General features: G+C 32.9%; 18 protein-coding genes. 2 read left to right on the forward strand and 16 right to left on the reverse strand.

The window, feature by feature from the left end; translation table 11 throughout:
- Position 1: 1 nt before the first annotated feature.
- Complete coding sequence (rhaT, locus tag HYN56_RS20855; protein ID WP_109193956.1) at positions 2 to 1,051, reverse strand: L-rhamnose/proton symporter RhaT; 1,050 nt, start codon at positions 1,049 to 1,051, stop codon at positions 2 to 4.
- Positions 1,052 to 1,420: 369 nt separating this feature from the next.
- On the opposite strand from rhaT, the gene HYN56_RS20865 reads away from it, so the two are divergent.
- Positions 1,421 to 2,461 (forward strand): GntR family transcriptional regulator, encoded by a 1,041-nt coding sequence (locus HYN56_RS20865; RefSeq protein WP_109193958.1) that lies wholly within the window; start codon positions 1,421 to 1,423, stop codon positions 2,459 to 2,461.
- 111 nt (positions 2,462 to 2,572) lie between these two features.
- Here the strand turns inward: HYN56_RS20865 and HYN56_RS20870 are convergent, their stop codons facing one another.
- The 11 genes from HYN56_RS20870 to HYN56_RS20920 form a co-directional block, all read right to left on the reverse strand.
- On the reverse strand, positions 2,573 to 2,749 hold the full coding sequence (locus tag HYN56_RS20870; protein ID WP_026729959.1) for a histone H1: 177 nt from the start codon (positions 2,747 to 2,749) through the stop codon (positions 2,573 to 2,575).
- A gap of 926 nt (positions 2,750 to 3,675) precedes the next feature.
- Positions 3,676 to 4,065, reverse strand: coding sequence for a hypothetical protein (locus HYN56_RS20875; protein WP_109193959.1), 390 nt, complete (start codon positions 4,063 to 4,065; stop codon positions 3,676 to 3,678).
- 19 nt (positions 4,066 to 4,084) lie between these two features.
- Positions 4,085 to 4,756 (reverse strand): hypothetical protein, encoded by a 672-nt coding sequence (locus tag HYN56_RS20880; RefSeq protein ID WP_109193960.1) that lies wholly within the window; start codon positions 4,754 to 4,756, stop codon positions 4,085 to 4,087.
- Between the two features lie 500 nt (positions 4,757 to 5,256).
- Positions 5,257 to 6,000, reverse strand: a complete 744-nt coding sequence (locus HYN56_RS20885; RefSeq protein WP_109193961.1) for a rhamnogalacturonan acetylesterase — start codon at positions 5,998 to 6,000, stop codon at positions 5,257 to 5,259.
- Between the two features lie 246 nt (positions 6,001 to 6,246).
- The gene (locus HYN56_RS20890) at positions 6,247 to 7,611 is read right to left on the reverse strand and encodes a glycoside hydrolase family 28 protein (RefSeq protein ID WP_109193962.1); all 1,365 of its coding nucleotides are present in this window, start codon (positions 7,609 to 7,611) and stop codon (positions 6,247 to 6,249) included.
- A gap of 36 nt (positions 7,612 to 7,647) precedes the next feature.
- Positions 7,648 to 9,645: a pectate lyase gene (gene pelA / locus HYN56_RS20895; RefSeq protein ID WP_109193963.1), complete on the reverse strand. Its 1,998-nt coding sequence runs from the start codon at positions 9,643 to 9,645 to the stop codon at positions 7,648 to 7,650.
- A 10-nt stretch (positions 9,646 to 9,655) separates the two neighbouring features.
- Positions 9,656 to 11,245 (reverse strand): glycoside hydrolase family 43 protein, encoded by a 1,590-nt coding sequence (locus tag HYN56_RS20900; RefSeq protein WP_109193964.1) that lies wholly within the window; start codon positions 11,243 to 11,245, stop codon positions 9,656 to 9,658.
- Between the two features lie 69 nt (positions 11,246 to 11,314).
- Positions 11,315 to 12,538 (reverse strand): glycoside hydrolase family 88/105 protein, encoded by a 1,224-nt coding sequence (locus HYN56_RS20905; protein WP_109193965.1) that lies wholly within the window; start codon positions 12,536 to 12,538, stop codon positions 11,315 to 11,317.
- Between the two features lie 22 nt (positions 12,539 to 12,560).
- Complete coding sequence (locus tag HYN56_RS20910; protein ID WP_109193966.1) at positions 12,561 to 13,781, reverse strand: glycoside hydrolase family 88/105 protein; 1,221 nt, start codon at positions 13,779 to 13,781, stop codon at positions 12,561 to 12,563.
- A gap of 31 nt (positions 13,782 to 13,812) precedes the next feature.
- The gene (locus HYN56_RS20915; protein WP_109194894.1) at positions 13,813 to 14,751 is read right to left on the reverse strand and encodes an alpha/beta hydrolase; all 939 of its coding nucleotides are present in this window, start codon (positions 14,749 to 14,751) and stop codon (positions 13,813 to 13,815) included.
- A gap of 122 nt (positions 14,752 to 14,873) precedes the next feature.
- Positions 14,874 to 16,316, reverse strand: coding sequence for a glycoside hydrolase family 28 protein (locus tag HYN56_RS20920; protein WP_109193967.1), 1,443 nt, complete (start codon positions 16,314 to 16,316; stop codon positions 14,874 to 14,876).
- A 287-nt stretch (positions 16,317 to 16,603) separates the two neighbouring features.
- On the opposite strand from HYN56_RS20920, the gene HYN56_RS20925 reads away from it, so the two are divergent.
- A complete protein-coding gene (locus HYN56_RS20925) occupies positions 16,604 to 17,632 on the forward strand; it encodes a LacI family DNA-binding transcriptional regulator (protein WP_109193968.1) in 1,029 nt (342 codons plus the stop codon).
- A gap of 336 nt (positions 17,633 to 17,968) precedes the next feature.
- On the opposite strand, the gene HYN56_RS20930 is transcribed toward HYN56_RS20925, so the two are convergent.
- The 4 genes from HYN56_RS20930 to HYN56_RS20945 form a co-directional block, all read right to left on the reverse strand.
- On the reverse strand, positions 17,969 to 19,591 hold the full coding sequence (locus tag HYN56_RS20930) for a UxaA family hydrolase (protein ID WP_109193969.1): 1,623 nt from the start codon (positions 19,589 to 19,591) through the stop codon (positions 17,969 to 17,971).
- Between the two features lie 219 nt (positions 19,592 to 19,810).
- Entirely contained in the window at positions 19,811 to 21,256 is a 1,446-nt protein-coding gene (locus HYN56_RS20935) for a tagaturonate reductase (protein ID WP_109193970.1), read from the reverse strand.
- A gap of 220 nt (positions 21,257 to 21,476) precedes the next feature.
- On the reverse strand, positions 21,477 to 22,145 hold the full coding sequence (locus HYN56_RS20940; RefSeq protein WP_109193971.1) for a bifunctional 4-hydroxy-2-oxoglutarate aldolase/2-dehydro-3-deoxy-phosphogluconate aldolase: 669 nt from the start codon (positions 22,143 to 22,145) through the stop codon (positions 21,477 to 21,479).
- 13 nt (positions 22,146 to 22,158) lie between these two features.
- Positions 22,159 to 23,181, reverse strand: a complete 1,023-nt coding sequence (locus HYN56_RS20945; protein ID WP_109193972.1) for a sugar kinase — start codon at positions 23,179 to 23,181, stop codon at positions 22,159 to 22,161.
- Positions 23,182 to 23,250 lie beyond the last annotated feature (69 nt).

Here is a 23,250-nt window from a genome sequence, read left to right on the forward strand (position 1 = left end):
TTTATAATGAGTTACCAATTCCTACCAAAACGATCGCCAGCATAATAAGCCCGATCCCCCAGAAAAAAGTTCTTATTGTTTTTTTAGAAACTCCTTTCCATTCTTTCAAATAAAAACCCCAAAAGTTTGCTGTTAAAATGATGGTTGCCATGTGCAGAATCCACGAACTGGCACCATTTCCAAGTTTGCTCTCTCCCATTCCGTAAAAGAAAAACTGTAAAAACCACATTGTTCCGGCAAGAGCAGAATACATAACGTTTTTAGTTATTGGAGTAGATTTGTCTGTATAATTTTTAATTGTTTTATTTTTAAAATTCAAATAAAGACACCAAATAAAGTTAGTAGTTAAACCTCCCCATAACAAAACAACATAAGTCACATTGTTTTGAAATAACGGATTAGAACCTGTTATTACAGCTTGCTCTGCCATTGATTTTCCAGCTTCGATTCCGTAATTAAAGAATGAACTCAAAATTCCTGAAATCACAGCTACAATCAAACCTTTTACTAAGTTGAAATCTTTATCCTTATCCTCATGACCTGTTGCAAAATCCTTTTCTTTCAACATTCCTGCTTTTCCGGAAATAGCAATACCTATAAGATATACCACAACTCCCAACAAAACCAGCTGACCTCCAGAATTGGAAAGCATATGTGTAAATGAAATTTTACCTTCTGTTGGAACGATATCGTAATAAATTGAAGGAACTAAAGCTCCGAATGCAGAACAGAACCCTAATGTAATTGAGTTTCCTAAAGACATTCCTAAATAGCGAACGCCTAAACCATAAGTTAAACCACCTATTCCCCAGATTAATCCCATTAAAAAAGTAAAGTATTTTATTGATGGAGAAGCAGCTGCGATAATGTCGATAAAATTTGGAATTGTCAAGTAGGCTGCAAGCGGTGGAACAATCAGCCAGGAGAAAAATCCTCCTACCAGCCAATAGCTTTCCCAAGCCCAGTCTTTTACTTTCTTAAAAGGCATATAAAAACTACCTGAAGAAAATCCTCCGATAGAATGAAAAATGATTCCTAATAATGATTCCATATAATGTTTTTGGTTTAAGGTTCGGTTTGTTAGTAATTTGGTTTTGTAAAATAATAGAATGTAAAAAACAAAACTGTCCTGTACTATCCTTTATGTTTTCTGGATTTTTTGTTAAAAAGCGAGGATTATTAGAAATAACAGCCTGTAATTATTGGAGAAATAAATTTAAAATGGCTACTTTAGCAATCGATTTCGTAATTGTTGAATCCGCATTTTGAGGAAATTTCAATAAATATAAAAAAAGTATTACAAGCCAAATTGAAAATCTCTTTTTTTTATGAAAAAACATTTACCTTAAAGAGTTTTTCTTATAAAAGTTATAATTAAAAAATCGTTTCGTTGAAATACGAGACAAGTTTCCCAGACACCATGATTAAACTTATTAAAATAGACGAAGATTCACGAGTTCCGAAATACAAACAGATTGTTGACTCGATTCTTCAGAACATCGCCAACGGAAATTTAAAAATCAATCAAAAAATTCCTTCTATCAACAGTTTTAGTGAAGAATTTTATATGTCTCGTGATACTGTGGAGAAAGCATATAATATATTAAAGGAAAGAAAAATTATTTCTTCCATTAGAGGAAAAGGCTACTATATCACAAGAACCAAACTGGAGTCTAAAGTAAATATTTTGTTTTTGACCAATAAGCTGAGTTCTTATAAAATGAAAACCTACAGCTCTTTTATTGATACTTTGGGAGCAAATGCACATGTGGATCTTCAGATTTATCATTGCGATGAAACCTTGTTTCTAAACATTCTGGATAAATTTGATGGTGCATACGATTATTATGTAATTACTACACACTTTAAAACAGACGAATTAAAACACTTAAGTTTTACAGATGAAGTTGTAAATGCCATAAAAAAAATTCCGCAAGAAAAACTAGTTGTTTTAGACAATATTAAGTTAGGTACCGGAGATGATGTTATCAAAATTTATCAGGATTTTGAAAACGATATTTATAACGCCTTAAAAGAAGGTCTTCCTAAAATTACAAAATACAAGCGATTAATTTTGGTTTATCCGGACAAAGCAGTTTATCCTTATCCGAGACGAATCTTGCATGGATTTAGAAAATTCTGTGTCGAACACGAAATCAATTTTGAGATTTTAAGTGAGGTTTATGACGATATGATTCTTAAAAAAGGTGATTTGTTTATTACAATCGAAGAATCTGATTTGGTAAATTTAATGAAACAGATTCGTGATGAAGAATTTATTCTGGGGAAAGAAATTGGCGTGATCTCTTATAACGATACTCCCCTAAAAGAATTATTAGGTATTACTGTAATGTCAACCGATTTTAATATTATGGGAGAAACCGCAGCCCGAATGATTTTAAACAAAGAAAAAGGACAAGTAAAGGTACCGTTTAATTTTATTGATAGAAATTCTATTTAAAGATACAAAGTTGCAGAGAAGCAAAGTAACATAGGTTTCTTCTCTTTTCTTAAACTTTACGTATTTTAAAGTATAAAAAAACCTCGTCAATTGACGAGGTTTTTAGTTGTATTATTTTTTTGATTCTTCGATAGAAACTTTTCTGAACTCTTTTAAAAGTTTTTCGATTTCTAAAGTAGCTTTACGTGCTCTTGGACCTGCAGCTTTAATACCTTTTTCAGTTAAAGATTCAGCTTCTGCTTTAAATGTGTCAATTTCGGCGTTGATTTTTACTAATAAATCTTTCATGCTTATATATTGTTAAATTAAGCCACAAAAATAAAAGTTTGTGTGATAGTTACAACAAAATTGCTGTTAAATTTAATGCAGTTTTTCACTCATTTTCTTTACAATAAATTGACCCTTTATTTTTTGCAATCTTTAGCAAACACAAATATTTATAAATCAAACACTTATTCAAAGAACTCCTTTTAACAATTCGTTTTCAGGCTTTATACAAAGTATCTTAAACCCTAAGAATAATAATAAAACATTGCACCTAAACACTCCCTTTTCTTACAATTTTATTAAGAAAAAAAGCCTTAGACAGTACAAAATTACTCCACTAACACCTTATTGATATAGACATTTTCAAAAGTAATGTCCTTAATAAGACCTTTATCAATCTTCATTTTTAAAGATTCTATGTTTAAATTTTCAAATTTAAAATTACTCAAACCCGCATTGGAATCTTTCTTAACTCCAAAAAAAGGAGTGCATTTTAAACTTATATTTTTGGAAATAAAGTACCAGTTAAAAAAGCACCTTTCGGAATTATTATCACACCTCCTCCGTTTGCTGCTGCCCGGTCATTACACCTTGTATCATTTTTGGTTTGAAATAATGTACTATCATTTACAACTCCAAAATCAGTTATAATGTATTTTTTTCAGATCATTTAGCTATAACTTTCGGTGATTTCTAAAATTAGTGACAATAGTTTCATCGGGAAAGACATTTTTTTTCCTGAGAGTAAGAGAAATTCAAAGTACCAATAATAACTAAAATTATAAGAGTCTTTTTCATTATTTCTAATTATTTTTCAGAACAATTTAAGGTAATTAATTGTTCCGAAACAACTTAAAAAAAATGCAGGATAAGGAATAATCCTTACCCTGCAATTCATGTACATTATCAATCAAAATAGATGTACAGAAAATATAAAGAATAAATTATTACATTAAATAGTACATAGCTTTGTAATACTCAGGAAATTTTGTTTCCATAAAATTTAACTGCTGTAAAGACATACTGTCATTTCTAAAATCTAATTTCTTTTTAAAGAATGTTTTTATTTCTTTAAAAATTTCTTGTCTTGTTTTACACTCATCAAACAAGATCAGATTATTCATTATATCTAAAAAGGATAAGCTGGTATAAAACTGTTTATCAAATAAACAAACCAAAACATTTGAACTTCTATTTTCCTGTAGAAATCCCAGTAATTCCTGTTTATCATAAACTACATACACTATGCGGTCGTATTCTTTTGTTTTATCTTCACTATGATCAAAAAAAGATTTTTCAAAAAAATCAAAATCTGCTTTTAACCTCCTTTTAAACATTTTTAAAAAGATTCCTTTATTATCTTGCTCCTGGAACTCCGTTACCTCCGTTAATACCGTCTTTTCCATTGTTACCATCTTTTCCATTTACCGGAATCCAGTTTTCTGGTTTTGAAGGATCTGATCCAGGTGTTAAAACATACACTATGCTTGTTGTTTTATCCACATAAATAGTAGAACCGAAAGGAATTGATACTCCAGGTGTACCTGGTGCACCATTGCCTCCATTTACACCATCTTTTCCATTAATTCTAGTCCAGGTTCCATCAGGATTTTGAACATAAACATCTCCATTTGTGGTGTTAGTGTAAATAAGTACATTTTCTCCTGGATAATCAGTCTTTCCTCTGTCAGCCGGAGGGACGGTTCCTGTACCTGTCTCAGTTTTTCCTCCACCTTCACCAGAAATAGCAATTCTGTTCCATCTTCCTTTATACCAATAGTAATAACCTGGAGTGATATCTGCTATTGTAGAAGTATTAAAAACTAATAAACTTTCAACATTGCCAGTTTTAATTGTTTGAATATCTGTGCTGCTTTTCAATGCAATTTGAGGAATCAAAAGCCCCTTGCTATCAGAAGTTATATCCAACTGAGCAGAAGCGTTGGGCGTTAATGTCCCCACACCTACTTGCGAATAAGCAGAATAAGATCCCAAAGCAACAAATAAAGGGAGTAATTTATTTTTCATGACATTTAATTGTTTAGATGTTTTAATAATTTTACAACCATAAGAAAATGATTTTCAGCATATCTTTTGTTCTGCAGAGAGGAGATTTAATAATTCCCTTCTACAATAGACTTACAATCAAAATCTTATTTCAGTGTGCAAATTTCTCCTGAAAGAGGTTTTATTAATGCCAGTAAAAGTTTTTAAACTTACAGATTAAGGTAATTCTGTACGTTTTTAAATACTAAACCCGTAAATTTTAATCAACAAAGAAACGAAAAGGTTGATTTTTTCCTTTTTTATAGGTGTATTATAAATGATAGAAGAACAAAATATAAGGGCAAAAAAAAGAGAAAGCCTGAGCCTTCTCTTTTTAAGAACTAATTACTTTGGTTAATCAAAAAACTTTAAATTTTAAAATTTTTATTTAGAATTACAAATGTATCTTATGTTTAAAATATTTACTACCACTATACGTTTAAATTAAGATAGAAAAAGCTTAATTCTTAACTTATACGTTTTTATTTAATAGCTGTCTTTAATTTTGCCAAAGATTTATCTTCAAGCAATTTAATTTGTCTGACCACTATCTGAGCAACCTCAAGCGCCCCTTTTAAAGACAAATGCGTATCATCTGCTTTATCTTTATCATAATAATTATTTTCTCCTGCTTTAAAATGTAAATGAAGTAATTTCGAGTTTTCCGGTCCATAAGACTGTTCCAATAACTCGGTATAATATTCCAAATCGATAAATGGCACTTTATATTCCTGTGCCACTAAACGGGTTTCTAAAGGATATTCGCCATGTGTAGGAACTAAAACTCCCTTTTCATTAAAGTTTCGTCTACTAATAGAGGTCAATAATATTGGTATAGCTCCTTTTTCTCTACTCTCCATTATAAAGCGAATAAGATTATATCTATAAGCTGTGTGTGGATTTGTATATCGTGAAGAGTCTTCTATTTTTTGATCATTATGTCCAAATTCAATAAATACGTAATCTCCTTTTTTAAGCTTATTATAAATAGAATCCCAGCGTTTTTCATTGATGAAACTCTTGGTGCTTCTTCCGTTTACTGCTTTGTTTATAACTACTATATCTTCCTTAAAAAAAGATTGCAAGACCTGTGCCCAACCATGTTCCGGATTTCGATCTGGATCTTTTTTATTTGCCATTGTTGAATCACCAATACAATACAATGATGTTTTTTGTGCAAAACTAAAGGATGTTATTAGAAATGCTAGAAGAATGTATTTTTTCATTTTGTTTGTTGTTTTTGTTTTTTTATTGTTGGTGGTGGTCTAACCGCAGAATGCAAAGGTTTACGCAAAGGACACAAAGTTATATTTTTCGTAAAGCTTCATCGATATTTATTGTGTAGATGCACTGCAGTGCGTCTACACTACAGAAGAAACTTTATTCCTTTGTGTCTTTTAGTTTAACCGCAAAGAAAATTGTCTAAAGCTTTGCGAACTTTGCGTTTTCTTTGTGTACTTTGTGGTAAAAAATTAATTCTTCGAAACTGCTGTAGGAACCGTTGCTTTATGCCCTATAAAAACATCTGATATTAAAACATTTTCTGCATTCTCGTTTGATAAGGCATTTTTTGCTTCTTTGATCTCAATGTTTTTTAATGATATGTTTTGAATCTTTTTATCTGTAAATCCCTGAATAACAATTCCAGATTCAGAAGCTTTGTTACAGCTGATATTTGAAAAATGTACATTAGATATATCCGACTGATAACCTTTTCCTTCTCCATGATAATTTGCGGTGATATACAAGCAATCTTCTACTTGATCTAACTGAATATTTCTAACAAATATATTTTTAATATATCCCCCACGATCGGCATTGGTTTTTAGATAAATTCCTCTTTTTAAATACCCTGCTGTTTTACAATTTTCTACAAAAACATTCTGTACTCCAGCCGACATTTCGCTGCCAATCACCACTCCGTGAAGTCCTTTAAAATTACAGTTTCTTATTACAATATTTTCGCTTGGTGTTGCTGTATTGGCTCGTCCTTCATGATCTCTTCCTGCTTTTATGGCTACATTGTCATCTCCGTTATCAAAGTTAACATTTTCTATTAAAACGTCTTTTGCATATTCAGGATCAATTCCATCATTGTTATGATTCAACGATTTATAGCTGATACCACGAATTGTGATGCTCTGAGATTTTAATAAGTGTAGGCACCAAAATGGCGAATTTTCAATTCTAATATTTTCTACTAAAATATTTTTGCAATTTAAAAACTGAATCATTTGCGGTCTTAAAAAATAACCTTCGCCAAATTTTCTGTTTTCAATTGGCGCATTAGTATGATTCATTTCACGGCTTAAGTTTTTACCTGCTCCTTCTTTTACTTTAAAGGTTTTCCAGATTTTCCCTCCTTCTCCATCAATTGTTCCTTCTCCGGTAATGGCAATATTATTACAAGTATTTGCATAAATAAGCGGACTGTAATTATAGAGTATTGTGCCCTCCCAGCTTGTTAAAACCAATGGCAGATAATCTTTTGGATTGTCACTAAATTTTATTTTTGCTCCTTTTTCTATCCTCAGATTGACATTACTTACAAAATGAATTGGACCGTTTATTTTATAAATTCCTTTTGGAACTATTATAGTACCACCATTATTCTTTTTGCACAATGCCATTGCTTTATCAAAAACCTTTTTGTTGTCAGTAATAGAATCGCCTTTTGCTCCAAGCTTTACAACATCTACTGTAAAGGATGGGAATATTGGAATCTGAATACTATTAACTATTGAATCTACTTTAGCAGATGGGAAATCACTGTTCTGCGAAAACGAGACACAGGAAAAAAGTAAAAGAAGTAAAAGAAATAAATATCTAATATTCATGTTTTTTTGATTTACATTCTCAAAAATGAGAGTCACTTAATTTAAATACCAATTAGCTGTTTTATCCTTAAGGATATTTTCGATTGTATACTGCCCTGCATCTTTTTTTGAAAGCTGATGCGACCAACTAACTCTTTTTGAAGGCTGAAAACCTTCTCCCGTACAATTGTATTCCGCATAAAAGCTGTTTTTTTCTGCTTCCGGTTTTGACCAGTTTTCCCAGCCTTCGGGTTTAATTTGTTTCCCCATTTCGCAGTTTATGAAAACCGTTTTAGCATAGATTCTCCATGGTCTTCCCAAATACACCTCTTTTGCATCAGGATTTGCAGTTAGTTTACAGTTTTTGAAAACAAAACCAAAAGAAGTTCCTACAGGTGTTGAAGCTGCAGTGATATAAGAACTTTTGATACTGTGAATGGTACAATTTTCGAATAAAGCAGTAGCTCCTCCAAAAATAAAATCTGTCGTTCCTTCTATATAACAATCTTTGAAATATTGTTTTGCTTCTTTTCCTGACAAGTATAAAGTATCCTGATTTCCTAAAATATTACAATTTAAAATTTTGACCCTGTTTCCTGTAACTGATAATGCAATTGCCTGACCACGTTCGCCTGAGGTATTTTTAATCGTCAAATTGGATGCTGTAAAGTCATCTGCTTCAACCAAAAGTGTATAGGTATAAAAAGTACTGTTTCTTCCTAAAGCAATTTTTGAAAAATTATCATCAAAGGTTATAATCGTGTTTTCTTTACTTTCGCCTTTTAAAATTACATTGTTGTTCCATTCCGGAATTCGGACTTTTTCGTTGTAAATTCCATTTTTAATGAAGATTGTCACTTTTTCATAAGGGAATGCAGGAGTTGCATAAACAGCATCCTGAATTTTAGTAAAATCTCCTGAACCGTCTTGTGCTACAGTAATTAAGCTTATGTTCTTTTTTTCTGCAGCACCTACTTTTGTGCCATTTTTAACTGCCCAATCCGGAAATCTTTTTAAAACTTCTTTTGGAGCATCGGAATACCAGGAATAGCCGTTTCTGCGTTCTGAACCAATCTGATCAATTGATTTCTTTTTTATTCCGTCACGGTCACAAAAGAAAGGTTCGTTGGTTTCTAAGTCCATAAATCGAGCCCATATTGGACTTGCGTTTACAGCTGGAATCATTTTTTTATCTATAATTTTTCCTGCGTCATTTAAAACTCTTTTCTCTGCTAAGTTGGTAATTTTCGTTTTTTCAAACCATTCCACAGCACTTTTAACAGCGGTTACAATTTCTCTTGAAGGTTTGTCAATTGACATCAATAGCAATACAATTTTTGCCGATTCATAACCACTTAATGAAGCTAATTCAAAAGCTCTTGCATTTGCCGGCGCAAAGGTAACTTCATCGTGTTGGGCGCACCATGCAGTTAAAACACCATTTTGTTTGTATTGCGTTTTTAAAATACAATCTATTCCCTTGTCAAAGGATTTTTTGCATTTCTCTACAATTTCTTTCGAAGGTTTAATACTGTAATAATCTGTTTCATTAGCAATGGCTTTTATTACATTCATAATATTAACCATTGAATCATCATTGTAAGTAATATGCGTATAATATCCTTTTTTTAACGGATAAAACTGAGGCCATCCGCCGTTTGAATACTGTGCTTCCAACAAATAATTCAAGCCTTTTAGAAAAGATTCTTTGTAACGTTCATCTTTTAGCTGAGCATACATCTTAGACATAAAAAGCATTTCCTGACAAGTTGCTCCATTATCTGTTGTGGTTTCAACAGCAGTTTTTTTCAGTGCAATTAAATCTTTTTTCTGTTTTTCAGTCAGCTCTTCCTGCATCTGAATATTTTTGGGCCAGCCGCCAATATCTCTTTGATACAGTAAAACATTCTCTGCAATTCTTTTGGCTTCATCCGATCCAAACCAGGCTGCGTCATTCTTACGAATGATTTCAGGCCATCTCTTATAAGAATTCTGAGATTTTACAGCAAAACTGCAAAAACATAAAAAAAGGATTATTTGTTTTTTTAACTGCATTATTTCTTTCTTATTTCGTTACTCTAAACCAATCTACTACTACATTTCCAGAATCATTTTTCACTTCTTCACCTAAAGCAAAAAGTCCCACTTTAGCACCAATCCATTTTCCTTCTCTTGCTTTAAATTCAGTTCCTATTGGCTGATAATTTTTATCATCTAAGCTGTAGAAAAAGTTACAGATAGCACCTTTCTTGATTTTTACTCTCAAATAAATGGTATTGTTCTCTATTAATATAGATTTCGTTTCTATTTCTGAAATAGTATTTGCAAAAGTTCCTGTTTTCTGATTTAGATATAATTTCCCATTATCATTTTTGAAACAGAGAGCACTATAATCTAATCCCATAATAATTAAACCTGTTGATTCACCATTTAATCTGGAATTGAAAGTCAGTTTTGTTGTTGCTGTAAATTCTTCTGCCGGGAATTTTTGTAATAAAAGATTTGGAGCATTAAAAATGTTTTGAGATACTGTATTACAAAACAAATTCAGATACCCTAAACTAGTTGGAAATCCAAAATTAGTTTGTTTGTTAGCCTGCCATTGCCATTGTAGTCCCAGTTTAGGTTCATTAAATTCATCTGAAGTTTCAGGTACTTCTATTGGATATTTTTTACCAACATTTGGTTTTTTATAAGTAGTAACTGGTTCTCCGATTCCGTTTTTATCAAAATCTTCTCCCATAACCGGCCAGTCGTTTATCCATTTCATGGGTTGTAAATGAACAATTCGACCATAAGCTCCTTTATCCTGAAAATGAAAAAACCAGTCTTCTCCTGTTTGAGTTGTTACCCAAGCACCTTGATGCGGACCATTTATAGTTGTAGAACCTTGTTCCAAAACCTTTTTCTTTTCATAAGGTCCAAAAACATTTCTAGATCGTAAAATACTCTGCCATCCTGTTGGCACACCACCTGCCGGAGCAAAAATATAGTAATAGTTATTTCGTTTATAAAATTTTGGACCTTCTATGGTTTCTTCGCCTTCATGCCCATCAATTACCATTACTTCGTCATTGTTTACGACGGTTCCTTCTGGATTCATAGTGCAAACAACTAATAAACTTTTAATCTGTGCGCGGCTTCCTGCAAAAGCATGGGTCATATAAGCTTTACCATCTGTATCCCAAAGTGGACTTGGATCTATAAGTCCTTTTCCTGCTTTAACCAAAAGCGGTTCCGACCATGGTCCTTCCGCTTTTTTGGCTTTAATCATATAAATTCCGAAATCGGGATCTGGATAATAAATGTAAAACTCATTTTTATGGTACGTAATACTTGGCGCCCAAACTCCATTCCCATGCTGTACTCTATCATAAGTTTCATAAGGTGGTTGTTTCGCCAGTGCATAACCTATAATTTTCCAGTTTATTAAGTCTTTAGAATGTAGAATTGGAAGACCAGGAATACAGTTAAATGAAGAAGCAGTCATATAATAATCATCTCCTACGCGAACAACATCCGGATCTGAATAATCAGCATGAAGAATTGGATTGGTGTATGTGCCGTCATCATTATCAGGAACCCAGACTTGTGCTGTACCTTTCTGAAAGAAAAAAATAGAGAAAAGTAAAAGGATGATTTTTATATTTTTCATTTTTTGAAACTATTATTTCAATTAAACCCGACAGGTTTAAAAAACTTGTCGGGTTTCTGAAATGATTTCTTATCTATTTAATTCTATAGCAGCTAAAATAAATGGTCCAGTTGCTTTAGGATCGTTATCTTTTTTTCTTTCGTTTACGTAATATTCGTAAGATCCGTCACGGTATGGAGTTCCTCCTAAACCTGCAACCTGACAGCAGTTTGTCAAAGTGATTCCGCCATCTTCATCTACTTTTTTAATTAAAACTGTAGTTAATCCATCAAAAGCTTTGTTAGCTGCTTTCTTAAATTTAGCTGGCAAATAACCTTTATTAGCTCCTTTTGCATAAGCATAAGCAAACATAGCTGAACCAGAAGCTTCTAGATAATTTCCTTTTTCTCCGCCTTTATCCGTTACCTGATACCATAAACCTGATTTATCCTGAAATTTAAGTATAGCCTCAGAAGAATTGTTTAAATACTGAATCAATTCTTTTCTTTTTGGATGATCCTTTGGCATATAATCTAATACATCAACCAAAGCCATTACGTACCAGCCTAAAGATCTGGACCAGAAATTTGGTGAATTTCCCGTTTCTTTATTAGCCCATGGCATTTGTTTACTTTCGTCCCATCCATGGTATAATAATCCAGTTTTTGGATCTGTAGCTTTCGACTGAATCAATTCAAACTGTTTTGCGATATCATCGAAACTTTTTCCATTCTCAAACTTCGCTGTATATTCTGCGTAGAAAGGTTCTCCCATATATAAACCATCTAACCACATTTGATTTGGATAGATTTGTTTGTGCCAGAATCCGCCGCTCACAGTTCTTGGTTGCTCCGAAAGCTGCTTACGGATTAACTGTAGTGCTTTTAAGTATTTATCTTCTTTTGAATAAGCATAAACATCAAAAAGTAAACGTCCAGGAAGAACTAAATCGATATTAAACTTGTCAAATTCATAAGTGTTGATACTTCCGTCTGCCTGTACCAATTGATCTACATAACCTCTTACATAAGCTTTGTATCTTGGATCCGGATTTTTTTTGTACAATTCTTCAATTGAATGCAGTACTAAAGCGTGTACATAATCCCATTTTGGCTTTTTAGCATCGTCCAGCATATAGGATTCAGGATGACGCTTCATTAATGTCAAAGCCATTTTATCAGACCACTTCGCATTTTTTGCAATTACGATATCTTTCTTTGCAGGCTCCTGAGAAGTTACTTTACAACTTGTAATCGTCATAACACAGATCATCAAAAACGACATCCAATAACTTTGCTTTCTATTACTTTTCATTTCAAAATATATTTAAATTCTATTATTTATTTAATTCTATCGCGGCCAGCAAAAAGGCTCCAAGACCTATTGCACCGTTATCTCTTGGTTTTGAAGTAAGGTAATATTCGTTTGTTCCATCACGAAAGGACTTTCCTCCCAAACCAATGTTCGATGACACATTCAAAACATTTATCTCTCCTTTTTTATCTACTTTTATAAATTCTTTTACAAAACTGTCAAAAGATTTTTTAGCTGTAGTTTTATAACTTCCTCCCAAATAGCCGTTATTGGTTCCTTTTGCAAAAGCATAAATTATCATACCGGAAGCAGAAGGCTCAACATAATTTCCAAACTTTTCCGGTTTATCCGCTACCTGATACCACAAACCAGATTCGCTTTTATACTGATTTACATTCTTTGCAATCTCATTCAGATATTGTACCAAAACTTTATGCTTTGGGTGTGACTTTGGAAAATAATCTAAAGTTTCTACCAATGCTACCATGTACCATCCAATTCCCCTTCCCCAGATTGTAGGTGAAGTTCCCTTTTGTTTGTCTGCCCATCCAATTTCTTTGCTTTCGTCCCAAGCCTGATAAACTAAACCTGTTTTTTTATCTACAATATGATTTTGAACCAATTCAAATTGTTTTGCAATATCCTCTAAACTTTTTCCTTTTTCATATTTTACAGTGAACTGAGTATAAAATGGTTCTGCCATATACAAACCGTCTATCCACATTTGATTTGGATAAATTTGTTTGTGCCAAAATCCTCCACTTGCAGTTCTTGGCTGCGTTTCTAATTGCGTTCTTAACTTCCCTATAATCTCCAGATAGCGGGAATCTTTTGTAATATCATACAAATTAAAAAGCAGTTTTCCCGGGTTCAGATAGTCAATATTATATTCTTTACTAACATATTTTTTTATATTTCCGGTGCTGTCAATCATTTCATCAACATACTCTTTGATATAATTCAGATACTTTTTATCATTTGTTTTTTGATATAATTTTTCAAAACCGGACAATACAAATCCCATTTTATAATCCCACTTTGGCTTTTCGTTTCCGTCCAGCTGCCAGGCCTGCGGATATCTGTTTAAGATCGTAAGCGCCATTCTCTCCGACCATTTTAAATCATAAGGAATTATACTTTTTCCTGATTCGTTTTGATTTTGAGCTATTGTTTTAAAACCTAAAAAAAATAATATAACAATTGCCGTTTTAAGATTAATCTTTGTAAGTAGAGATTTAGACATAATTTTTACTGGTTTAGATTTTCATTCTAAATTACTTAAAAATTTTATCTAAAAATCCTACAGTATACGAAATTGTCTGCCCAAACCAAGGTTCATAGAACCAAAAGGAATGAGGAGAATCTGCTATCGTATGTACTTCATTATAAATCTTATATTCATTCAAAATTTTAATCATATCGTCTCTTCCTGCATGAAATCTGGGAATACTGCTGCAGATATATAATATTGGCGGTGTATTTTTATCGGTATGCGTTAAAGCAGAAGCATTTTTCCAATTTTCCGGAATCTCATTTGATTTTCCACCCAACCAAAAAGCGGCCACTTCTCCTTCAGTAGATTCTGGGTGTTTCATTGCCAAAACTCCATCTACATCGACGATTGCATTTACTTTTGAGGAAGATTTACTTTTAAAAGTCTTGTCTTCGAAAATTGGATTATTATTTGTTGTGCCAATTAAAGCCGCCATCTGTCCTCCCGCAGAACAGCCTAAAATTGCTATTTTATTGGCATCCACATTAAATTTTGAAGCATTGTCTTTGATAAATTTTATGGCATTTTTGACATCAATTACTCCTGTTGGATATTTTGCTTCTAATGACAATCTGTATTCTATTGAAAAAGTGGTATATCCTTTTGCCGCGATTTCTTTTCCTATAAACTGCATTTGATCTTTATTTCCAGATCTCCATCCGCCTCCATGGATCATAATTACAGCCGGATTCTTTTTCTTTTTTTTATTGACAAAGGCATCAAAATGAAGTACTCTATCTTTTTCTTTGTTGTAAACCAAATCAAATATTTCCTGAACATCAGGATTTGGTTTAACTTCTGGAATGGTAATAAAAGGATGCTTTTTAATTAATTTAGCATAAGTGCTTTTTATCGTATAAGACGAATCAATTTGATACTGCTGGCTTTGTGCCGAAACAACATAAAAAAATACCGCTAAAACTAACTTCAATTTTTGCATTTTCATTTTTATTTTTCGGTTAAGAAAGGAGCTTAACAGTAGTTAAACTCCTTTTTAACTCCTTCAAAAAACAATACTCTCAAAAAATCTTCAAATTACTAATTACCAATTTTGAGAAAATCTTATTTTACAGATTCTACTTTTTTACTATTAACGTAGGTATCTATAAACTTTATATTTTTTACATTTTTCAACAAGTAAAGCGAATCTACTTTCTGAATTTTTACATTTTTTAATGTGATATTTTCAACTGGTGATGCTGCATATCCATCTGCCCAAACACTATATTTGCCACCATTCTTAACATTTACATTTTCTAAACTGACATTTCTTATCGTTGGAATAAAATTTCCCGTCTGAGATCCGTAAACGTTATAAAACATATTAAGTTTTAAAACACATTCTTTTACCGTTCCTACTTCAAGATTTCGAACAAAAATATTTTCTATAACTCCACCTCTTTTTGAATTGGTTTTGATGCGAATGGCACGATCCAAATTTGGACTGTCCATAACACAGTTTTCAACAAAAACATTATTTACTCCTGCTGATATTTCACTTCCAATTACAACACCTCCGTGACCATCAATCATTTTGCAGTTTTGCACAATAATATTTTTACTTGGAATTGCCACTCTCCTACCATCACCATCGCGTCCCGCTTTAATAGCAATACAATCATCACCTGTATTGAATGTGCAGTTTTTAATCACAACATTTTGAGAATATTCAGGATCACAACCATCATTATTGGGTCCGTGACTGTTGACCGTTACACTTTCAATAATTATATTGTTTGTTTTTATTGGATGTAAAATCCAAAATGGAGAATTAATTACAGTTACATCTTTTACTAAAACAGTATTACATTCAAAAAATTCAATAAAATTGGGACGTAGATACCTTCCTTCTCCAAAAACTCTTTCAGACACTGGAACACCTTTTTCTGCCATATCCACCAAAACCTCGCGATTTGTTGGGTCATTTTGAGATGGAAAACCTTTTTTCCATCCATAATTTTTACTGCCCGCCCAAATCCACCAATTGGTACTATCTGCCTGGCCGTTTAATATGCCTTTTCCTGTAACAGCAACATTCGTTTTGTTTTTAGCATAAATCAGTGGAGAGTAATTCATTACCTCAGTTCCTTCCCATGAAGTATGAACAATCGGAAAATCTTTCGGATTTAAACTAAAAAGGATTTCAGCCTTATCTGCTAAGTGCAGATTTACATTACTTTCTAAATGGATTGCACCTGTCAGATATTTTCCGTCAGGAACTAAAACCTGACCTCCACCATTTGCAGCACATTTTTTTATTGCTTTTTCGAATGCCGTTGTGTTCAGTGTTTTTCCATCTGCAACTGCACCAAAGTCATTTATATTATACACTTTGTCAGAAAAACGAGTCTGCGGAATACTTTTCAAAACCATCTCCATTCTCTTCCATGTGTTGTCTGAATCTGAAGAAAGGGATGAAACATGTTTTGTACATGAAACAGCCAATATACCAAAAGCAGTTAAAAGTAGAATCTTTTTTAATGTGAAGGTCTTATTAGTAATCATTTACGCTATATTTTCCTGTTTAGAACCGAAAACACTATAAAATCATGTAATCGATTACACGAAAGTAGAAAAATTGTTCTAAGACACCAAATTAATTTAGAAAAAAATTATATATTTAATTTTTATTATAAATTTTAATTACATTTAATGCAAAAATTTAGATAATTTATTATCATTGTAAAACCTAAATCGTTTTAGTTTTTGATTATGGTAATCGATAACAATTTTTATTACATAATGAAAAAAAATGTACTTTTGTCTAAAATAAACCGATAAACTTTTTTTTAATGAGTGAAAAAGTAACTATTTATGATATTGCTGAAAAACTAAATATCACTGCTGCAACGGTTTCGAGAGCATTAAACAATAATCCTAAAATCAAGGAGGCTACTCGCGAACTGGTTATCAAAACTGCCGCAGCGATGAATTACAAGCAAAATAAATTAGCACTAGCTTTAAAGAGCGGTCGAAGTAATAATATCGGTGTTATTGTACCACGTATTGACAGTAACTTTTTCGCTTCTGTTATTCGGGGAATCGAAGAAGAACTTTACCCTCATGGTTATCAAGTGATTATTTGTCAAACACACGAAAGCATTAAAAGAGAGAATGAAAACCTTCATACTCTTGTAGATGCACAAGTAGATGGAATCATGATGTCAGTCACGGGTATTTCGAATGAAAATGACAGTGCATTCAGAAATGTATTAGAAAAAAATGTACCGTTGATATTTTTTGACCGAAGCAAACATATTGATGGTGTTAGTTCCGTTACTATTAACGACTTTAAAGGTGGTTACCTGGCAACCAAACATCTAATTGATGAAGGCTGCAGAAATATTGCGCATTTTTCGGGAGATCAATCCTTAGATATTTTCAAAAACAGGTTTTTAGGTTACAAACAAGCTCTATTAGACAATGGAATTGATTTTAAAGAGGAATATGTAATTTACACCAAAAGTTCTGTAGATGCCGGTAAAGAATCGGTTGATAAACTTTTACAATTAGAAACACCTCCCGACGCTCTTTTCTCTTCGAGTGATTTTGCTGCATTAGGAGCTATTCAGGAGCTAAAAGAACGCAATATAAGCATTCCTAATGAGTTTTGCGTAGCAGGATTCAGTAATGAGCCATTTACTAAATTTATGGAATTATCTATTACTTCTGTAGATCAGTCTCCTTTAGAAATGGGTAAAATGTCTGCACGTGTTTTCTTAGAACAAGTAGACAAAACTGATACGATTAAAATTGAAAAAAAGGTTGTTCTAGCACCCGAATTACACATTCGTAAATCTTCTGCTAAAACCAACTTTTAATTTTTTAAACCATATAAGTTATATAAGCTCATTTTAGAATGGGCTTTTTTTATGCAAGCTTCGGAGACGCGAAATATTTATAGATAACAATTAGCGATCGAGAATAAAACTCGAGCGGAGCGAAATATTTAGGTTGCAGAAAAATATGTCGCTCCGCTGGAGCTTTATGTGGTAACCGCTAATCTTTTACTATAAATATTTCGCATCTCCGAAGCTTTCTCGAAAAACAAGAGACGCATACAGACAAACTTAACATAAAAAAAGACGCACCATATTGTGCGTCTTCTATATAAAACCTTTGTCTCTTTGTAACTCTGCAACTTTGAGCCTAAAAGACTAAAGAGAAACCCCTCTTTTCCAAGGAATAAAATCATTCTGATTTAAAACTGCTGCTTTTGTTTTAATATTACCACTTGCAACATTAATAATAAACTCAAGCATTTCGTCTGCCATTTCATCAATTGATTTTTCTCCAGTGATAATTCCACCCGTATCAATATCAATAATATCAGACATTTTGTTTGCTAATTGTGTGTTTGAAGAAATCTTCACAACCGGCGCGATTGGGTTTCCCGTTGGAGTACCTAAACCTGTTGTAAACAATACCATATTCGCTCCGGAACCTACCATTGCAGTTGTACATTCTACGTCATTACCTGGCGTACACAACAACGTAAAGCCTGGTTCGTTAATATATTCTCCATAATCATAAACACCTGTAATTGGCGACGTTCCACCTTTTTTAGCAGCACCAGCCGATTTCATAGCATCTGTAATCAAACCGTCCTTAATGTTACCCGGAGAAGGATTCATGTCAAATCCTGAACCTGCATCAACAACTGTTTTTTCGTACCATTTCATCAAGTCTAAGAAACGTTTTCCATCCTTATCATCTATACAACGGTTTACTAATTCCTGTTCTACTCCACATAATTCAGGAAATTCAGAAAGAATTGTAGTTCCTCCCAAAGCAACTAAATGATCGGATAACACTCCTAATGTTGGATTTGCAGAAATTCCAGAGAATCCATCAGATCCACCACATTCCAAACCAATTCTTAACTTAGATAATGGTGCTGGTTCCCTCTTGATCTCGTTTGCTTTTTTAATCGCTTCAAAAGTGTCTTTTACCACACTGCTCAACATCGTTTCAATTGTTCCGATAGATTGTTGATCGTAAATCAAAACAGGCTTTTTACTATCCGGATTGATTGCATCTAAAGCTTCTTTAAAAATTGAAATCTGAAGATTCTGGCATCCTAAACTCAACACCGTTGCTCCAGCTACGTTTGGATTATTTACATAACCCGCCAAAAGCTTCGCCAAACTATGTGAATCCTGACGAATTCCACCGCAACCTCCTTGGTGCGTAATGAATTTTACCTGAATATTATTGAATAAATTCGCATCGTTTGAAGCTTCCTGATTTCCTGCTCCACCTGTCTCTGATTTCACCAAAGAACGCAACAATAACTGATAATCGTTCTCTTTTGGTTTCATCAATTCTTTCTCAAAAATATCTTTTAAGATTTCAATGTTTCTGTTTTCACAAAAAACTAATGGAAAAAATAACCAAACATTTTCTGTTCCAACCTGTCCATCTTCTCTATGATAGCCCTGCCACGTTCTGTCTTTCCATTTATCGATATTTGGTGCAGTCCAGCCAATAGTTTCTGTTTTGCCAGTAACTTTATCACTTTCGTGTTTTACGTTTAATGTAGAAAGTAAACCGCCTTTTTCGATTCTAGCGCTTGCTTTTCCAACCAAAACACCATACATAATGATTCTGTCTCCTACATTAAAAGGAACCATTGCAATCTTATGTTTCATTTTTACGTCAGACTCTACGGTAATTGATTGTCCTTCAAAATCAATCACTTCGCCTGCAGTAAGATCCACCAAAGCAACCGCAACATTATCGGTTGGGTTCACTTTTATTAATTTTTTCTGCGTTGCCATAATTAACCTTTGTTCTTTGTTCTTTTTGTTTTTCTCTTATTTTCAACCCGTTGAGCAAAATTACTTTCTTCTGAATTTTACTCCCCAGCTTAGATTCAAATCTGTGTAAATCTGCTTTGATCTGTATAAATCTGCGTGAAAATCAATGCGCAAAAATAATTTCACGCAGATTTTAAAAGATTTTAGCAGATTAAATTAGATTTATTGATTGATTTTTTTTTATTTTATTCTTTCTTGAAACTTAGCAAAACCTGCTTCAATTCCGTTTGAATCTATTTCTTCTAATGCAATTGTAATTGCTCTTGTTAATCCAGGAATTTCAGTTAAATCTTCATCCCAGAAACCTTTGTTTTGTAATGTTAAACGAGCTATTTTTTCATAATCATCTGATTTCCACAAACCTTCAAAAAATAAAACAATATCTTCACCATCTTTAACTGGTAAACTTTGGCCATTCCAAGTTCCTTTGTAGAAACGAATTAAACTCGCTAATGAAAAAGTCAAATTAACAGGCAATTTTTTGTTAGCATTGTAGTATCCTAATAAACTAGGCAAAACTCTTACTTTGAATTTCGATACAGAATTCAATGCAATATCAGCAAGTGCATGTTTGATAAATGGATTTTTAAATCGGTCCATTACTTCCTCAGAATAGGCCGTAATTTCATTTTTGTCCATATCAAGAGTTTCACTAATTTCACTAATAACGCTATTTACAAATTTTCCGGTAAAATCTCCGTTAACAGTTTCCATTACTAATTTATTACCATGCAAAAGTGAAAAAGGAACCATTGCTGTATGCGCACCGTTTAAGATACGAACCTTAATCATTTTAAAAGGACGTATATCATCAACGATTTTTACATTTAAATCTGTTTTATGAAAAGGCAATTTTGCTTTTAGATCATCTCCTCCTTCAATAGCCCAAAGGAAAAAAGGTTCAGCTGCAACAATTAAATTGTCCTCATAATCTAATTTACTATTGTATTCTTCAATTTCAGCTCTTGGATATCCAGGAACAATTCTGTCAACCAAAGTACTATGATAGGTACAAGCCTCTGATACCCAAGTTTTAAATGCATCTTCTAGTTTCCACAAATCAACATATTGTAAAATATATTTTTTTAGCGTCTCAGAGTTATAATCAATTAATTCACAAGGAATTATTGTAACTCCTTTAGAAGCATCTCCATTAAAGTGCTTAAATCTTTCATATAATAAAACCGTCAATTTTGCAGGAAATGAAACTGGTGGCTGCATGTCTGGAGTATCACTTCCAATAAATTCAATTCCGGCTTCTGTAGTATTAGAAACGATAAACTGAAGCTCTTCTTCTTTGGCTAAAGCCAAATAATTTGCAAATTCAGTATACGGGTTTATAGTTTTTACAATATTATTAATCAACACAATATCTTGTACCTTTTCACCTTTTTTAATTCCGTTCATAAACAAGGTATAAAGACCGTCCTGATCATTAATCATGTTTACCATACCGTCTTTCAAAGGCTGAACTACTGCAATACCGGCATTAAAATCAACTTCTTTATTTAGTTTATCAAAAGCATAATCAACAAAGGCTCTTAAAAAATTACCTTCTCCAAACTGAACTACCTTAATTGGCTGTAACTTTTCTAATCCTGTATTTATTCTATTTAATTTTTTCATTTCAAATTTTCTTTAATGCGTTATAAATAACCATCTATAAACCCTATTTCATCATTTCTGCCTTTTAAACTGTAAAAGAAACATTACACCCGATTGAGTAAAATAAAGCCGGCTGTGAGGAATGGCTAGCTAAATTTTTCAAGCGTAATGTTCAATTACAATCTCTAAAAATCTAAAAAAAACTTATAAAATAAGGAGTTGGCATGATTACCCCTTAATCTTATTTTCTAATATCTTTTATAATGTCAAGAACCTGTTTCACTTTTATAGTAAGTCCGTCAAAGTCTTTCTTTTCTAATATGTCTTTTGAAATTAATTGAGAACCTAAACCAACGCAAGTTGCTCCAGCATTAAGCCATGAGCTTAAACTTTCCACTGTTGGATAAACTCCTCCTGTCGGCATAATATTTGTCCATGGACAAGGACCTTTTATGGCTTTGATAAATTCAGGCCCATAAGTATCAGCTGGAAATAATTTCACGATTTCACAGCCTAATTCTTCTGCTCTTGCTATTTCTGTTAATGTGCCACATCCAGGAGACCACAATACTTTTCTGCGGTTGCAGGCTATTGCAATATCTTCCCTGAAAACAGGAGTTACAATAAAATTTGCGCCTAAACTCATATATAACGAAGCCGAAGCTGCATCTGTAATAGAACCGACTCCCAGAATCATTCCCGGAAGTTCTGCCAAAGCATATTTGTTTAAAGCTCCGAAAACTTCATGTGCAAAATCACCTCTACTGGTAAACTCCATCAATCTGGAACCTCCGTCATAACATGCTTTTAAAACTTTTTTACTCAGCTCAATGTCAGAATGAAAAAACAACGGAACCATACCATTCTCTTTCATTGTCTGAGCTACTTCAATTCTTGAATATTTTGCCATTTTTATTTTAAAATTATCTTGATACTAATGCAGAACCATCACCATCAATCATATTTTCAACTTCTTTTAAAGTAACCAAGTTATAATCTCCTGCAATTGTATGTTTCAAACAACAAGCTGCAACTGCAAAATCTAAAGCTCTTTGGTTATTATTTTGATATTCTAATAGTCCGTAAATTAATCCGCCCATAAAAGCATCTCCACTTCCTACACGATCTACAACCGGTGTAACTTCTTTTACTTTTGCACTATAAATTGCTTTTCCATCAAACAAAATTCCGCCGATTCTTTGGTGAGAAGCACTTACAGAATAACGCAAAGTTGTAGCAGCAACTTGAAGATTCGGAATCAATTCAAACAACTTTGTATATAAAGTCGGAAGTGATTTTTCATCTTGATAATTTGGATTTACTTTAGGAATTCCTAACATAAAATACGCTGTGTCAATATCTCCCAAAATAACATTGCTGTATTTTAGCATTTCCGGCATTACTTCGTTTGGCGTTTTGCCATATTGCCAAAGTTTTGATCTATAATTTAAATCACAAGAAATTTTAATTCCTTTTTTGTGAGCGACTTTTATTGCTTCTAAACAAGCTTCTGCAGCAGTTTGAGAAATAGCTGGCGTAATGCCGCTCCAGTGAAACCATTCTGCTCCATCCAAAACTTTATCCCAGTCAACCTGTCCTTTTTCAATAGTTGACATTGCACTATGTGCACGATCGTAAACTACATTACTTCCACGTGTCCCTGCTCCTGTTTCCAAGAAATAGATTCCTAAACGTTCTCCTCCGTAAACAATGTTTTTAGATTCGACATTCATTTTTCTGATTTCTTTCAATGCAGAAAAACCAATTTCATTTTCAGGTAATCTGGTAACAAATTCAGCATTTACACCATAATTTGCCAAAGAAACACATACATTAAATTCACCGCCACCATACGTAGCACCAAATGCCGTAGATTGCGAAAAACGCAAATGTCTTTCTGTCGATAAACGCAGCATGATTTCTCCAAATGCAACTACTCTACTCATTATTTATATATTTTTTTTGCCACAGATTACAATGATTAAAAAGGATTTCATTTAGCGAGCCTTGCGTAA

It is taken from the genome of Flavobacterium crocinum (assembly GCF_003122385.1).
In the GTDB taxonomy this organism is placed as follows: domain Bacteria; phylum Bacteroidota; class Bacteroidia; order Flavobacteriales; family Flavobacteriaceae; genus Flavobacterium; species Flavobacterium crocinum.